The organism is Fibrobacter sp. UWP2 (genome assembly GCF_900141705.1).
GTDB lineage: Bacteria > Fibrobacterota > Fibrobacteria > Fibrobacterales > Fibrobacteraceae > Fibrobacter.
Window position 1 is genome coordinate 1 of record NZ_FQYM01000027.1, and the last position, 14,539, is coordinate 14,539.

At 54.3% G+C, this 14,539-nt stretch carries 14 protein-coding genes; 1 reads left to right on the forward strand and 13 read right to left on the reverse strand.

What is annotated here, in order from left to right:
• Nucleotides 1–43 precede the first annotated feature (43 nt).
• From BUB55_RS14045 to BUB55_RS11265, 8 genes are all read right to left on the reverse strand, one after another.
• Nucleotides 44–442 carry a hypothetical protein gene (locus tag BUB55_RS14045; protein ID WP_143153032.1) on the reverse strand — a complete coding sequence of 133 codons (399 nt, stop codon included), beginning with the start codon at nucleotides 440–442 and terminating at the stop codon, nucleotides 44–46.
• Between the two features lie 142 nt (nucleotides 443–584).
• Complete coding sequence (ribF, locus tag BUB55_RS11235; protein WP_073191388.1) at nucleotides 585–1,499, reverse strand: riboflavin biosynthesis protein RibF; 915 nt, start codon at nucleotides 1,497–1,499, stop codon at nucleotides 585–587.
• Nucleotides 1,499–2,419: a tRNA pseudouridine(55) synthase TruB gene (gene truB / locus BUB55_RS11240; protein ID WP_073191391.1), complete on the reverse strand. Its 921-nt coding sequence runs from the start codon at nucleotides 2,417–2,419 to the stop codon at nucleotides 1,499–1,501. The genes ribF and truB overlap by 1 nt, the downstream gene beginning before the upstream one ends.
• Nucleotides 2,420–2,773 carry a 30S ribosome-binding factor RbfA gene (gene rbfA / locus BUB55_RS11245; protein WP_073191394.1) on the reverse strand — a complete coding sequence of 118 codons (354 nt, stop codon included), beginning with the start codon at nucleotides 2,771–2,773 and terminating at the stop codon, nucleotides 2,420–2,422.
• Nucleotides 2,773–5,778, reverse strand: coding sequence for a translation initiation factor IF-2 (infB, locus tag BUB55_RS11250; RefSeq protein ID WP_073191397.1), 3,006 nt, complete (start codon nucleotides 5,776–5,778; stop codon nucleotides 2,773–2,775). Before infB ends, rbfA begins: the two co-directional genes overlap by 1 nt.
• Nucleotides 5,779–5,834: 56 nt before the next feature.
• Nucleotides 5,835–7,097 (reverse strand): transcription termination factor NusA, encoded by a 1,263-nt coding sequence (nusA, locus tag BUB55_RS11255; RefSeq protein WP_073191400.1) that lies wholly within the window; start codon nucleotides 7,095–7,097, stop codon nucleotides 5,835–5,837.
• 14 nt (nucleotides 7,098–7,111) lie between these two features.
• Nucleotides 7,112–7,561 carry a ribosome maturation factor RimP gene (rimP, locus tag BUB55_RS11260; protein WP_073191403.1) on the reverse strand — a complete coding sequence of 150 codons (450 nt, stop codon included), beginning with the start codon at nucleotides 7,559–7,561 and terminating at the stop codon, nucleotides 7,112–7,114.
• Between the two features lie 150 nt (nucleotides 7,562–7,711).
• Entirely contained in the window at nucleotides 7,712–9,694 is a 1,983-nt protein-coding gene (locus BUB55_RS11265; RefSeq protein ID WP_073191406.1) for an LTA synthase family protein, read from the reverse strand.
• 31 nt (nucleotides 9,695–9,725) lie between these two features.
• On the opposite strand from BUB55_RS11265, the gene BUB55_RS11270 reads away from it, so the two are divergent.
• A complete protein-coding gene (locus tag BUB55_RS11270) occupies nucleotides 9,726–9,935 on the forward strand; it encodes a hypothetical protein (protein WP_073191409.1) in 210 nt (69 codons plus the stop codon).
• On the opposite strand, the gene BUB55_RS11275 is transcribed toward BUB55_RS11270, so the two are convergent.
• The 5 genes from BUB55_RS11275 to BUB55_RS11295 form a co-directional block, all read right to left on the reverse strand.
• Complete coding sequence (locus tag BUB55_RS11275) at nucleotides 9,916–10,641, reverse strand: NUDIX domain-containing protein (RefSeq protein ID WP_073191412.1); 726 nt, start codon at nucleotides 10,639–10,641, stop codon at nucleotides 9,916–9,918. The two genes, BUB55_RS11270 and BUB55_RS11275, sit on opposite strands and share 20 nt — an antisense overlap.
• An 18-nt stretch (nucleotides 10,642–10,659) precedes the next feature.
• A complete protein-coding gene (locus tag BUB55_RS11280) occupies nucleotides 10,660–11,727 on the reverse strand; it encodes a hypothetical protein (RefSeq protein ID WP_073191415.1) in 1,068 nt (355 codons plus the stop codon).
• Complete coding sequence (locus BUB55_RS11285) at nucleotides 11,724–12,530, reverse strand: M23 family metallopeptidase (protein WP_234971913.1); 807 nt, start codon at nucleotides 12,528–12,530, stop codon at nucleotides 11,724–11,726. The genes BUB55_RS11280 and BUB55_RS11285 overlap by 4 nt, the downstream gene beginning before the upstream one ends.
• A gap of 108 nt (nucleotides 12,531–12,638) precedes the next feature.
• The gene (locus BUB55_RS11290; protein WP_073191422.1) at nucleotides 12,639–13,295 is read right to left on the reverse strand and encodes an STAS domain-containing protein; all 657 of its coding nucleotides are present in this window, start codon (nucleotides 13,293–13,295) and stop codon (nucleotides 12,639–12,641) included.
• A 78-nt stretch (nucleotides 13,296–13,373) separates the two neighbouring features.
• Nucleotides 13,374–14,513: a PorV/PorQ family protein gene (locus BUB55_RS11295; RefSeq protein WP_143153033.1), complete on the reverse strand. Its 1,140-nt coding sequence runs from the start codon at nucleotides 14,511–14,513 to the stop codon at nucleotides 13,374–13,376.
• Nucleotides 14,514–14,539 lie beyond the last annotated feature (26 nt).

Below are 14,539 nucleotides of genomic sequence, written 5' to 3' on the forward strand. Positions count from 1 at the left end.
TGAAACGGGAACTGGAAAAGAGCAGAAAGAAAGGAAATGTAGCCTAAATCTGATGTTGGAACAAACTATTTTTGCGAAAAACCCTTGACACTACCCCAAAATAGATGTTGCAGACATTAAAATAATATGATTTAGATTCAAAACCATTCAAAAAATCTACATATTGTCCTCCTTCATACTTGACAACTCCAATTACACCATCAATGCCATAATAATGTATATCTAATTGAACAGTGTCTTTATATATTTTTTGTGATTGATCTTCAAGAAACAAAGCATCTTCAGGTGATATACAAGAATGGCAATTCGCTGTTGTGGAAACATAGAAATAACCTGACCCCCAATCACTTTTTATTGGAGATCTTTCATACTTTATATAAGCAAATATAAAGAGAAATATTAAAAATAATACTATAAAAATTTTCTTTCCAAATTTCAGCATCTTTAACCTTATTTCTGTATTCTAGGAATAGTTATCAAATTATTCTGAAAATTATGTCTCTTGTTTCCATTATATTTCCTTATTACTGGTTGGAGCATTTCTATCCAATCATAGGAAATTTTCAGCGGCGTGGGCCTGGTTTCTATTCGGCCCAGTGGTTTCCGTTGTAGTTCTTGGCGGTGTCGGCGTCCATGCCGATTTGGCGCACAAGGTCTTCCATGCTGGCAAATTTCTGTTCCGGGCGCAAATAGGCCATCAGGTCGAGCACCAGGTGCTGCCCGTAGATATCCTCGCTAAAGTCGAGAAGGTAGGCCTCGATAGCCATCTGGTGGGGCCCGGGCGCAGAGGGCTGCACTCCGATATTCACCACGGCGCGGCAAATGCGGCCATCCGCAAGCCTCGCGGACGCCACGTACACGCCGGATTTCGGCAGGAACTTGTACTGTTCCACCTGCAAATTCGCGGTCGGGAACCCGATGGTATGCCCGAGGCGCTTGCCCACGACTACGGTTCCGGAGAGGCGGTAGGGGCGCCCGAGGTATGTCTGCGCGCGGGAAACGTCGCCGTTCAATAGCGCGTTGCGCACGGCAGAAGAACTCACGCGTTCGCCCTTGTGCAGCACGATGGAAAGCATCTGCGTGCTGAGTTCCGGGAACGCGGCGGTAATCGTCTCGTAATTACCCTTGCCGCCAGCGCCAAAGCAGTGGTCGTGCCCGAAGAACATGGAGCACACGCTGCGCTTCTCGATAAGTTCCTGCCGCACAAAAACATCGAACGGGAGTTTCGCCACTTCGGGCGTAAACGGCAGCACCAAAAATTCGAGCCCGAGACTTTCGATGAACTCGCGCTTTTCTTCGGTGGTGGTAAGGAGCAGCGGGTCGCCAGGGCCGCGCAGCACATAGTTGGAATGGGGTTCGAAACTGATAACGGTCGGAGTCCAGCCGTTCACTTCGGCAACGGCCTTCAGGGTACGGAAAAGCGCCTGGTGCCCCAGATGGCACCCGTCAAAATTACCCATCGTCACGGCTCTTTTCTGTTTGCTTGCAGTCGACATCATCAGTCGTCCTCCGCGAGGAAAACCTTGGGCCAAAGGCGGCCCGGTTCGTAGCGGCACAGGCTAAGCACCTCGCCATTTTCGTTTGCCGCAAACACGAGGCAATCGGCGTCAAGACCCACCGGGGTCTCTTTCCACGGGATCCAATTGCCGTTGCGGATGACGGCCATTTGCTGCCCATCCAAGCGGACCACCGGATAATTGAGCACCTCATTGACCGGCACCAAATGCGAAGCCTTGAGTTCGTCCCCGCGCACGGCGCGTTCCAAAGTCACGCCCCCAATGCGGTGACGGCGGATTTGCGATACGCAGCCGCACGTACCCAGGGCGCGGGCCAAGTCCCTGCCGAGGGAACGGATGTAGGTACCCTTGCTGCAATCGCATTCCAGGTCAAACGTCGCGAATTCCCTGCCCGAACAGCCTTCGGTCACGCCCCCCTCGCCCACCACCTTGAGCGAATGAATGGTCACAGCCCGTGACTTGAGTTCCACTTCCCTGCCACGAACCGCAAGGTCACTGGCGCGGTGGCCGTCGACCTTGATGGCCGAATAACGGGGCGGCACCTGCTCTATGTCCCCGGTAAAATTAGGTAGTACCGACTGGAGGGCGGCACGGTCCAGATGCCCCAAAACCCCTTGGGGGTCACGGGAATCCTGTTCCACCACATTGCCATCCCACTCGAGTGTATCGGTTTCGTAGCCCAAATGCAAGCGGAAAGTGTAGCACTTGTCCTTGGATTCCACAAACGGCAAAAGGCGCGTCGCGCGGCCCATGGCGGCAACAATCAGGCCGGAGGCACGCAAGTCAAGCGTGCCCGCGTGGCCCACGCGTTTAGTACAAAAGACCCTTTTCAGCGGGAAAAGGGCCTTGAAAGAGGTTTCTCCCGCCATTTTATCCAACAGGATGAAACCGGAAGGAGTCAACTAGAGTTCCCCTTTTTGCTTGAGCTCCGCGAGAATGCCTTCAATGTGCATGGCGTGCTCCAGGTTCTCGTCCAGAACAAAGTTCAGTTCGGGGATTTTCCTTATCTTGAGCGCCTTGCCCAGCACGCCGCGAATAAAGCCCGCAGAATTGTTGAGGCCTATGACACTGTCACGCTTCTCTTTGTCGCTGCCCATCACAGACACCAGGGCCTTGGCATAGCTCAAGTCCTCGGTGATGTCCACGCGGGTAATGCTGGTGAGCGGCGTTACGCGAGGGTCCTTCAAGCCCTTTTGAATGAGCTTGCAAATTTCCTCGCGAAACTGTTCTCCCAGGCGGTCGGTTCTACGGCTCATTAGGCGTCCTTCTGTTCTTCGGCGGACTTCTTCGCCTTTTCTTCGGCTTCTTCTCGGGCCACGTCTTCGAGCGTACGGGCGACCGTCACTTCCTTGAAGAAGATCAGGCTATCGCCTTCCTTGATGTCGTCGTAACCCTTGAGGCCAATGCCGCATTCGAAACCGCGGGCGACGGACTTGACGTCGTCCTTCATTCGCTTGAGGGACTGCACCACAGTCGTGCCGAGTTCAACACCGTTGCGGTACACGCGCACATGGCTTGTACGGTCGACTTCGCCGTCGGTAACCATACAGCCGGCAATGAGGCCAACCTTCGGGACCTTGAACACCTGGCGGATTTCGGCTTCGCCAACAAGTTCTTCGCGCATGGTCGGCTTCAGGAGGCCTTCCACGGCGTTCTTGATGTCTTCGATGCAGTCGTAAATCACGCGGTAGTTGCGAATCTCGATGCCTTCCTTCTCGGCCATCTCGCGCACAGAGAGCGAGGGCATAAGGTGGAACGAGATGATGATAGCCTGTGCCGTTGTCGCAAACAAGATGTCGGATTCCGTAATGGTGCCCACACCCTTGCGGATGATGTTGACACGGACTTCCTTGTTGGTAAGCTTTTCGAGGGAAGCAGCCAAGGCTTCGGCGGAACCACCCACGTCGGCCTTGACGATGAGGTTGAGTTCGGAGAGCTTGCCTTCCTTCTTCTCGTTGAACTTGCCTTCCAAAGAAGTGACGGAACGGGCACGGAGGTCGCGTTCACGAGCCGCCATACGGCGCTTGGAAGCAATTTCGCGGGCGGTCTTTTCGTCGTCCACCACCACAAGGTCGTCACCGGCCTGCGGAGTTCCGTCAAAGCCGAGCACCTGGCACGGCGTAGAGGGCGGAGCCACCTTCATTTGTTCGCCACGTTCGTTGAACATGGCGCGGACACGACCGGCGTAAACGCCGCACACAAACGGATCACCCACATGGAGCGTACCGTTCTGCACCAAAATGGTCGCCATGGAGCCCTTGCCAATGTCGAGTTTGGATTCGACCACGGCGCCACGAGCGTGGGCATCGGGGTTCGCCTTGAGTTCCTGGACTTCGGCTTCAAGGGCCAAAATTTCGAGGAGCTGTTCCATACCCTGACCGGTGCGTGCAGAAACTTCCACACAGCTGGTCTGGCCACCCCATTGTTCCACTTCCACACCCCGTTCGGCGAGCTGGGCGCGGATCTTGTCGGGGTTTGCCGTCGGCAAGTCAATCTTTGTAATAGCGACAACCATCGGCACGTTCTCGCGCTTGGCGAGCTCAATGGATTCAACTGTCTGCGGCATCACCATGGAGTCGGCGGCGACCACAAGCACAATCACGTCGGTCACCTTGGAACCGCGGGCACGCATGGCACTAAAGGCTTCGTGACCCGGGGTATCGAGGAACGTGACCTTGCCCTGCGGGGTCGTCACTTCGTAAGCACCGATGTGCTGCGTAATGCCACCCGATTCGCCAGACACCACGTGGGTCTTGCGGATCCAGTCGAGCAAGGAAGTTTTACCGTGGTCCACGTGGCCCATGACTGTAACCACCGGGTGACGCGGCTGAAGATTTTCCTGGGATTCCTCTTCGACACCCAGGGCGGTTTCTTCGTATTCTTCCATCAACTGGGCTTCGTAACCGAACTCGTCGGCGAGAATCTGGATGGTTTCAAAATCGAGGCGGGCGTTGATGGTCACCATCATGCCCATTTCCATGCACTTCGCAATCACGCGGGCGGGCATGGTATCCATAAGACCGGCGAGTTCGCCCACGGTAATGAAGTCGGAAGTCTTGAGGATCTTCTTTTCTTCGCCGGCGGCACCATCGCTGTGGTCCTTGTGGTAAGTCTTTTTGACGGGTTTCTTGGAAAGGTCAGCCATCACGCGGGAGACGTTCTGGCGAACCATCTCCTGCTGCTGTTCCTTTTGCTGGTCCATGCGGTCGCGGCCGTTGTGGCGATTCTTGTCGTTGCCATGACGACCATTCTGGCCCTTGCCACCAGCCTTGCCGCCTTGACCGCCGCCCATAGGCATTCCCATGCCACCCTGGCTAGCGTTAAAGGCTTCTTGCATGGAGCCGCTGGAGAATCCTCCGCTACGGCCCGTATAGCCGCCGTGGCTGCTAGCACCGGCCATACCGGGACGACGATTGCCGCTATTGCGGTTGTCACCACCGTTGTTGCGCGGGCCAAACGAACCCGTGTAACCCTGGGCATTGCCCTGGCCGCGGTTGGGACCACCCGGACGGCGATTGCCCGGACGTCCTGTACCCTGCTGCTGTTGCTGGGATTTGGCGATACGCGCCAAGATGGCGGCATCGGGTTTAAACACTTGCGCCTTCATGGGAGGCTGCTTGAGCTCCGTGTTGGCAGTCATCATGGTCGGTGCCGGAGGAGGCACTGGCTTCGGGTCCGTCTTGGGAGCGGCCGGAGCGGGCTTCACTTCGGGTTTCACCTCGGGCATTGCCTCGGGAGCGGGCTCTGCTGCTGCGGGAGCCGGAGCCGCCGTTACAGCGGGTTTCTCTTCGGCAGGCTTGACTTCGGGCTTGGCTTCGACCTTCGGAGCCTCAGTAGCAGGAGCTGCGGGTTTCTCCTCGGTCTGCGGGGCTTCGGCAGCAGCCTTTGCCGCAGCAGACTTCAGCGTCGCCTTTGCCTTCGGCTTCGTTTCGTCGGTGGCGTCCTTTTTAGAGGCGCGCTTGATGCTCACCTTTACGCCATTCTTGATGGTCGTCGAGGAAGTCGTCTTCTTCTTTTCGGCGGGGGCTTCCCCCGATTCGGACGCAGCGGACTTTTTCAGGTTCTTGGTACGCGCACTTTGCTTTGCGCTTTCAGCGGCAACAGCCTCTTCGATCTTTTCGAATTCAGCAGCAGGCACCTTGGACACCTGAGTCAAAACCTTCACGCCATTGTCGCGCAAAAGTTTCATCACAAAGTCACTCTTGACTCCATGTTCACGAGCCCAGTCTACGGGTTTAATCTGTTCTAAATTACTACTCATTAACTAGCCTTATTAAAATCCTTGATTTTTTGCGTCCAGAATCGAATGGGGTTCGATTAAGCTTCGGTGGATTCCCCTTCTTCGGTTGCAGCAGCCGGTTCTTCGGCAGCGGCTTCTTCGGCGGCAGGGACAGCGAACAAGCTTTCGGCCTTGTGGAGCGCATTGCGGCGAAGTTCCTGCGGGCGCGGAGCCAAAACCTGAGCCTTAGCATCTTCATCCTTCTCGGACCATTCCTTTTCGCCGAACACGTCAAGGTCACGACCCACCAACTGGGCAGCAAGCTTCACGTTCTGGCCATTCTTGCCAATGGCCTGCGCCAAGTTCTCGTCGTTGATCACGACCACAGTACGCTGCGTCCCCGGGACTTCGGTGAGTTTCACCACGTTGGCCGGAGAAAGGGCGCGCGTGATGAACACGTCGAGGTCCGGATTCCAGTGGACGATGTCGATGCGTTCGTTGCCGAGTTCGCGGACAATCGTCTGCACGCGGGCACCCTTCATGCCAACGCACGCGCCCACCGGGTCAATCTTCTCGTCACGGGAGTACACGGCAATCTTGGCACGGTAACCCGGTTCACGGGCAACACCCTTGATTTCGACAGTGCCTTCGTAGATTTCGGGAACTTCCTGGCGGAAGAGTTCCTTGAGGAAATCGCCGCTGGCGCGGGAGAGAACCACCTGGGCTCCACTCTTGAGGGAATCCTCGACGCGGGCGATCACGGCCTTCACGGACTGGCCTTGCACCAGGCGTTCGTGGCCAATCTGTTCACGCGGCGGAATTACAGCTTCGGTCTGCTTGCCGAGGGACACAATCACATTGCGACCTTCGAGGCGGAGCACTTCACCGCTGATCATGGTACCGATACGGCCACGGTAGGTGTCCATCACCTTCTGGCGTTCGGCATCGCGAATCTGCTGGGTCAAAAGCTGCTTTGCAGTCTGGATGGCTTGGCGACCAAAGGCAGTCGTGGGCACTTCCATTTCGAGAACGTCGCCGGCCTGAGCATCTTCATTGAATTCGCGGGCCTCGTCCACCAGCATGTAGCCTTCGTCGAGCTTTTCGACTTCATCGGCGGTCATACTCGGGTCGTAATCGGGGAAATCGTCGACCACTTCCACACGCAAGAACACGTGGATGTCGTTCTTTTCGGTATCGATATCCACTTCGATTTTCTTGTCGATGTGCAAGTACTTGCGAGCTGCCGAAATCAAAGCCTGCCTTAAAGCATTGAGAATCACGGAGTCGTCCATGTTCTTTGCTTCAACCACGCCCTTGAGCACTTCAAGCAAATTAACCTTAGGTTCATTCTTCTTAGCCATTTTTGACCTTCCTATTATATTTGTACATCCACCTTGGCAACCAGCACCTCGGAGCGCGGAACGACTACATTCCCGGCATTTCCCTTAAGCGCCAGCGTCAAACTTTCTTCATTTGCGTCCACAAGTTTGCCCGTAAGCGGTTTACCGGTACTGCGGGTCACCCTCACAAAGCGTCCTTTGTTGCGCATAAAATCGGCGACCGACTTCAAGGGGCGGTCTAGCCCTGGGGAAGACACTTCCAACGTATAAGCGCCTTCAATAATCTCGGGATCCAGGTCAAGGGCATCGGATAAATGCCTGCTAACATTGGAACAGTCGTCAATCGTCACGCCCTCGGGCCTGTCGATAAAAAGCCTTAGCGTTTTGCGCTTGCCGGCCCTGAACATATCGGACTCCACCAAGGTGACTCCGTTTGCCTTGCACGCCTCGGCGATGAGGGAATCCAATTTTTCGTTGGTTACCAAATAAACCTCTTATATTAAAATAGCCGTCCGCTAACGGAAGATGTCTAACCTAAAATGGCGGTCTAGGTGAGGCTTCTTCCACGGACAGTCTAAAACCGCGTACAAATAGAGAAAATTTACGGCTTTTGTTCAAGTCCCAAAGCCAGGCATTTAGGGCTTTTGCACCCTATTTTTGGCCAAAATCCAGTCGTTGAGCCCTATCAGGGTATCGGCGAGGGCGCGCAGGCGCTTCAAGTCGGCCTCATTCTCGTTCCCGAGGGGCTTATCCTCGCCCTTGTCGATTGTATAGCGGTAGAGCTTGGCTTCGCCACCGCGGGCCGCATCGCCCAGCAGGCGGAGGTCGTCGACAGCAAAAGCAATTTTACCCGAATGGGTCCCCACGGCAAAACTTTTTTGATGCGGGCGGAGCAGGTTGTGCCCCATAAAGGAGTTGGCGGCACGGACATGCGCCAAATGGAGGATGGTCGGGGCGACATCGCTTTGGCAGGCGGCCAGTTCGTGCAAAGTCCCCGCATTTAAACCAGGGCCGTTCAGTACCAAGGGAATCAGGGTGACGTTCGAATACGCTTCGCTCCCAATGGCCGAGACTCCATGTTCGCCCTGCGGGAAACCGTGATCGCCAAGCACAATAACGTAGGTGTCCTTGAACCAGCTCTCATGCGAAAGGCGTTCCAAAAAACGGCCCATCTGTTTGTCGGCCCAGTTCATGGTAAAGCGCATTCTCTCGGGTTGCGGGAGCGCCTTTGCCGAGTCGCTCATGTTGGGCACCAACTTGAAGGGGTAATGGTTGCTGCGGGTAATCATCGCCGCCAAGAAAGGTTTGCCTTCGCTTGCCGCCGCAGGGGCGAGCGTATCACGTATATAGTCCGCGGTCACATCAAAGAAGGTGGAGTCGTCCTCGAAAGCACGGTCGTAATGCGTACGGTCGTACCACTTTTGGAACCATACAGACAAATTATCCCACGCCGGGTCGGCGGCACTAAAGAAATGCGCCTTGTAACCGTTGTCGCGCAAAATCGAGGCAAAGCTCGGTACATCCACATGGGCAAGTTCCGAAGCAGTCAATTTGTAACGGTGCGTCGGGAAACCAAAGTGCGTCGAGAGCACGCCGCCCACGGTAGGCACGCCGCTCGCATAAAAACGGGTCCACGCCTCGCCCACCCTCGCCATGGAATCCATCACGGGCGTCACACTCCCGCGCGGGTCTTCGGGATTCATGTAACCCACGTCTAGGCCGCGCTGCGACTCCAAAAAAATCACCAAAAAATTCGGATGTTCCGGCACGGGCGTGGCAACAGCCGTAGGCAAGTCACGCGGCACGCGATACATGGGGTATTCATCGTCAGGATATTCGTACCCCTCGGCCTCGGGCCCTTCGACCTCGGCCCAGTATTTGCGCGACAGGTTTACGGCAGCCTTAATAAACGCCGGATCCTCTTCACCGCTGCCCCAAACAATCTGCTGCAAGTCGTGCGTAAGGATTTGCACCACCGGCTGCAGTTTGCGCATGCGGTTCGTGCCCTTCCAAATCACGTTCAAAAAGAGCTCCGAAAAAACGAAGAAAGCTACACAGCCAATAAGCCAACCCCGCAAAAGCGAAACGCGAATGTTGTGGCGAGCAAATGCCATAAAAATCAAACGGTACAAAAATATCGCCAGCGGGACAATGCCCACCAAAAGCACCCACTGCAAATACGGAATTGACAAGTCCGACGAAACGTAGTCGGGCAAAATGGCAAGCGACGAGGCGTCCTTGTAGTTGTCCAAAAGCGAAATTGAAAAATGCGTACCCAAAAAACGTTGGATTTCGTGGTCCAAAAGGGTGAACGGCAAAAGGATTCCTTGCAGCACGCAAAATACGGGCAGAACTCCCTTACGGACTCTGGACGCCGTCGGGAGGAACAAGGCCAACAGCAAAAACGGAAGTGCCATCTCGGCAATCCAAATGTAGTCGATGCAGAGGGCGTGGAAAATGTACCAGTCGGGCTTGGCTACAAACGGGATACCGTACGGGTTACTGCGGAACAAAAGTACAAAACGGAGCAAGCCATGCACCGCCCAAAAGGCAAAGACGGCGGCAATCACTCGAAATACTGCCTGCAGGCGAATTTGACGTTGGTCGTTTGTATTCATGCACTAAAAAATAGTTATCTTATGGGGCACTATGGCATACGTACTTCTTATTTTGGCTAGTCTTGTCGGCATTGCGCTTTCTGTGTTTTACCTGCGGAAGAACATCATCCGCATCAAGGAAAAAAACAAGGAAGAGCCCAAGGCCTACAAACGCGGTTTGAACTACGTGTTGACCGCACTCTGGTACGGCTACCTGCTGGTCTTTTTTGTGGGACTTTCAATCAACAATCTGGTCTTTTAAGCCAACGCTCGTACAAAAAGAGCGCAATCAAATTCTTTCCGTCTATAAACTGGTGGGCAGCCTCTTCGTAGGGAAGAACCTCGGTACGTATCCACTCGTTCTCGTCCACGTAGGTCTGGTTCCTGCCGTCCATGGCTTTTAGCTGTTCAGAGGTCACGTCCCTCTCGATGGCATAGAGGCGAATGCGTTCGTCCAAAAGCCCGCAGCTGCCCGCAAAGCCCGGCGTAAAATCCTTCCACCAAAACGCCGAGAGGTCAATGAGTTCCGATTCGTCGGCCTTAATCTGCGCTTCTTCCTCGAGTTCCGAGAGCGCCACCTTGCGGTAGTCACCGCTCCAGTCCAAAATGCCCGCGGGAATTTCGAGAGAAGCCGTTTCTGAAATAGCGAAGCGCGGCTGGCGCACCAACAGCAAATACTTTTGCCCTTCGCATCGGAGAACCACCAGAACGCCCACCGCATTACCACGGACCAATACGACCCCGTGTACCGGGCGACCATCGGGGAGCGTCGCCGTCGCATTCAACTTGATGAACAGCGGGCGATGTTCTCTGGCAAAATAGTTGACCGATTCAAAATGGACCTTCTGGATTTTGAACTTGGACGAGGAGGCCTCGAACCAATCCTTATAGATTTTGCAGTTCAAAACAAGTTCGTAATCTTTCTCGGGGATTTCCGCGGCAAAGGAATATTCTACAGAATCACTCATCGACGAGCCTTCCTTTTTTTATTTGCTCTTCACGACCTTGGCTGATTCCCACTGTTTGTAGAGGCTGTCGACATCCACCGTATCGGGAACATAGCGATTACGCGTCAGGTCAAAGACGTACAGTTCCTCGCGCGTCGAAGGACCGCACGAAGTTTCGGACTCGTCTGGGGAATAGAGCCCACGGATTACCGTGAACGTCCCCCCCGTCAAAAAGGAATTCCTGGAGAAAGTGTTGACGGAGCCGCACTCCGGGATAGTTTCCACGTAATAAGTGGACATGTGCCACACGGTATCGGGACGTTCCTGGAGTTCGCCCAAAGACGAAGAGTCGTCCACCCAACGAGAGCTGTGACAATACACCAAGTCGGAATCCTTGCAGGCGTAATGCACCGGGACGAGGTTCGTATCGCCCAGCCGCCACGACGCCGGGAACAAGGTATCGGCCCTCACGGAATCGCACATGTCAATACGCAGTTCGCAATTTGACTTCATGGTACGCCACAAGAACACGCGCGGCGTGAGCGAATCCAGCACTTTCAAAACGGAGGGGGAATTCTTGGTGCGGAGCGGAAGCGAATGCACCGAATCAAAAAGGCTGTCGATATAAAACTTGAACGTGTCAACGGAAATGTCCCCTCGGCGCACCAGGATGGTATCCAAAATGGAATCCACATCATTCATCACACGGATGGTCGAAATTCCCTTCAAAATGTTTTTTCCGAGCACGATCTTGAGCGTAGTGTCGGGGGCATAAACAGGCGAAGCGCAATCATCGTTGGTGGTACGAATGTCTATGTAGGGCTTGATGATCAAGATGGAATCATCGACAGTCGAATTGCCCAAGCCAATTTTTTGCAGGGCGCAATTGGAGAAAGACCAAATGCTGTCCATATGCAAGTAAAGCGTGTCACCGACCAGGTAAATCAGCTCGCCACTATCCAGCTCGGAACTTAAAAAGAACCCTTGCCCCGCAAAGACATCGTCTTCGGACGACAGCGGAAGCGGGCCGTCATCATCATGCGCGCAAGCCCAAAAAGCGAGCATCACGGCAGCGAGAATCAGTATCTTTTGCAAAAAACGCATCATCTAAATCCAATCTGTTCCTTGAATTTAGAAATTTCGGCACTGTCCACAGGGTACGCCGCCTTGTAAAAATCGTTCCAGCGCACAAAAAGCCCGTTGCGACGAACCGTTAAGAAAAATGCCGCACTATCCTTGGGCGGAAGCCTGCCCACCACGGAATTCAGGTCCAGCGAATCGCCCTCCGAGGGCGAAAAAGAAATACCTGACATCTTGGTAAAAATGTTGTTGCCATGGTCGATTTCAATAAACGCTCCCAAAGAATCCCGGCCCGCCTTCCGCACCACCCCGGGAAGCACCGGATGCACAGGAGCCTCGCCCAAGCCTAGGAACACGTCCTCGGCAAGCAAGCGGTCTTGTCCTTCAAAATCAAAATCATTCATCACAGGAATATTCGACCATTCCAAAGGACGCTTGGGGCACAGTCCCGGAAAGCGACAGCCCGTAGCGGCATCAATCCACACATAGTTGGAATCCGAGAGTATCACGCGAAAGTACGTATAAACTAACGAATCTTCACGTTGGACCAAAATGGCGTTTTCAAAATCTTCCGCCGAAGCCACCCAATGAAGCTTCTCGGCACGAGAAGTCCTCAAAGACGCGACATAGCGCAAAAAAGCGTTGGGCAAAGCCTTTGTAGAATCATCCACCACCCAGGAGCATTGCACCAATTCGTCCTTGAGATTAAAAGGCTTTCCGCCCGCCTCGCGGCAAAGGTCCTGCCAAGTCTTTATCACTTCAACTTTTTCGTTGCCCGGGAGCGGGAGTAATTCGACGAGCTTGGAAATCCACCCCAGTTTGAATGCCACAAAAATCAACGACAGCAAAACCAATACGCGAAACACCGGAATGTTTCGCCTTTTGGACTTGTACTTTTTTTTGCAACGGTATTCGGAAAATTCCAAAGACATTCAAAACTATCGAAGCAAGAAGAATGCCACAATGCCGCCAATCACAATCAGGGCGATAATAATCGCGAAAACCGTGGAGCCCGAGGATTTTTCTTCATCGAACGGCATGGACATACCCTGCTTGGCCAACTTCTTCTCGTCCTTGGTAATGGCGTTGAAGCTCTTGGTAAAGCGGCGCTGGTGTCCCGTTTTGCGATCGGAACGGCTTTCGGGGGCGCCCGCATCGAGGGAGCGCACGTTTTGCGATGCCACGGGCGCAACGGATTCCTCCGGTGCCGGTGCGGCTGCCGGTTCCTCTGCGGGAGCCTGACTATGGAGCGAGAACGACATCATCTCGGCTTCGAAGGCGAACACCTTGAGTTTGCGGTCAAGGCCCGCCTTTTTAAGGCCGTCCATGATCGTGGCGCTGTTCGAAAGCAGGGCAAGCATGCCACCCTTGTTAGAAAGCTCGTGCTGGAACTGAAGGAAGGCGTTGTAGGCATCGCTGTAAACGAAGTCCAAGCCCATCAGGTCGACGGCGACAAACTTGTCGTCGGGATGCGAATCAATCAGGGTGCGCACATCCTGTTTGAACTGTTCCGCGTCAAACGCCCCAATAGGGTTCAACGGAGCAGACAACAAGTCAAACACACCAACTTCCCGATAATTCTTCAGATCAGACATATGCAAAAATATAGCCTAAATTTTTTAAAAACGTGTTTTTTTTCACAACAATAAACAAATTTATAAGCAAAAGACGGCCTATTCTTCCCAAAAAATGCCTCCAGCAGGGACAGATTCCTGGGCGGGAGCGGTCTCACCCTGCTCCGTCGGTTGTTCCTCGGAGCTTGGAGTTTCGCCCTCATCCGTTACTTTTTCAGCATCTTCGGGTTCCTCGGCGAGCAATGTTTTATACGCTTCGGACGGCGAAAGGTGCCCTTCTTCCTTAGCAGGCGTGTGGCTGAACAGGTACGGGCTCACACTCACGCTCACCCTGTGAACCGGAGAGAACACCGGATGCGACTCGAAGGCATAATCGACCTTGAGAAAGTTCGCAATCACAATACCAGCACCTGCGGTTACACTCTGCCAGGTGGTAAAACTACTGAGGCCGGCACGTAAAGAGAGACCAAAATCAAAATTGAACTCTATGCCACCATGGCCACCACTGAGCCAGTCCAACGGGTCATCCCAAATTCGTCCGCCACCATTTTCGTCGGTGTCAAAATCCATGTCGCGAGCCTCATGGTGGAAAATCCCGGCACTTTGCCAATAGACTCCAAGGCTCCCGTACAGGTAATTCACCGGAAGACTGTAACTTGCCGCCAGGTAGAGTTCTGGGTCCGAGTATTCGAACTCGCCCGACTCCCAACTGGTGGCCGAAGACGTCCACCCCTTGAGGAGGCCCGAAACATAAAGTTGGTCCACGGCCCTATAACGGACACCCGCGTCGCCACGGAAGCCCCAGCCGGTCTGGTCCATGTCGCGGTAAAGCGTGTGGAACGAAACACCCAAGTCCAGGCGGTCGGTCAGGCGCTTGCCCCACGAAACCGAGAACACCCAGTCCGCAATCGAGAGCGTGTTGTAATCGGAGCCCTCGGGAATCGGTTCGCCCTCTTTGATGTAGGGAATGTCATCGGCACCGAACCTAGAAAAGGCGATGCCCAAGCCCTGCCCGTCAGAAAGCGGGAACACGACCGACGCAAAGTCGTACTGCGTATCTTCGTAATAGGCGGTGTGCGAAAAACTCACCCAGGTGTAACGCGTATTCGTCAACTGGTACGGGTTCGACATCAATCCCAGGTTGTCGCCATCGACCGCCATGGTCGCAGAACCCAAGGCAGCGGAACGGGCTCCGGGCTCAATATCCAATGTTGCATTGGCGCCAACGACGCGTTCCATGGCAAAAGGGGAAACCGTCAAAAAGG

What these genes read in the sequence shown, in the direction of transcription:
- BUB55_RS14045 (WP_143153032.1), bottom strand. Translation starts at nt 442, where the DNA reads ATGCTGAAATTTGGAAAGAAAATTTTTATAGTATTATTTTTAATATTT.
- ribF (WP_073191388.1), bottom strand. Translation starts at nt 1,499, where the DNA reads ATGATGTCGACTGCAAGCAAACAGAAAAGAGCCGTGACGATGGGTAAT.
- rbfA (WP_073191394.1), bottom strand. Translation starts at nt 2,773, where the DNA reads ATGAGCCGTAGAACCGACCGCCTGGGAGAACAGTTTCGCGAGGAAATT.
- infB (WP_073191397.1), bottom strand. Translation starts at nt 5,778, where the DNA reads ATGAGTAGTAATTTAGAACAGATTAAACCCGTAGACTGGGCTCGTGAA.
- nusA (WP_073191400.1), bottom strand. Translation starts at nt 7,097, where the DNA reads ATGGCTAAGAAGAATGAACCTAAGGTTAATTTGCTTGAAGTGCTCAAG.
- BUB55_RS11265 (WP_073191406.1), bottom strand. Translation starts at nt 9,694, where the DNA reads ATGAATACAAACGACCAACGTCAAATTCGCCTGCAGGCAGTATTTCGA.
- BUB55_RS11270 (WP_073191409.1), top strand. Translation starts at nt 9,726, where the DNA reads ATGGCATACGTACTTCTTATTTTGGCTAGTCTTGTCGGCATTGCGCTT.
- BUB55_RS11275 (WP_073191412.1), bottom strand. Translation starts at nt 10,641, where the DNA reads ATGAGTGATTCTGTAGAATATTCCTTTGCCGCGGAAATCCCCGAGAAA.
- BUB55_RS11280 (WP_073191415.1), bottom strand. Translation starts at nt 11,727, where the DNA reads ATGATGCGTTTTTTGCAAAAGATACTGATTCTCGCTGCCGTGATGCTC.
- BUB55_RS11290 (WP_073191422.1), bottom strand. Translation starts at nt 13,295, where the DNA reads ATGTCTGATCTGAAGAATTATCGGGAAGTTGGTGTGTTTGACTTGTTG.
- BUB55_RS11295 (WP_143153033.1), bottom strand. Translation starts at nt 14,513, where the DNA reads ATGGAACGCGTCGTTGGCGCCAATGCAACATTGGATATTGAGCCCGGA.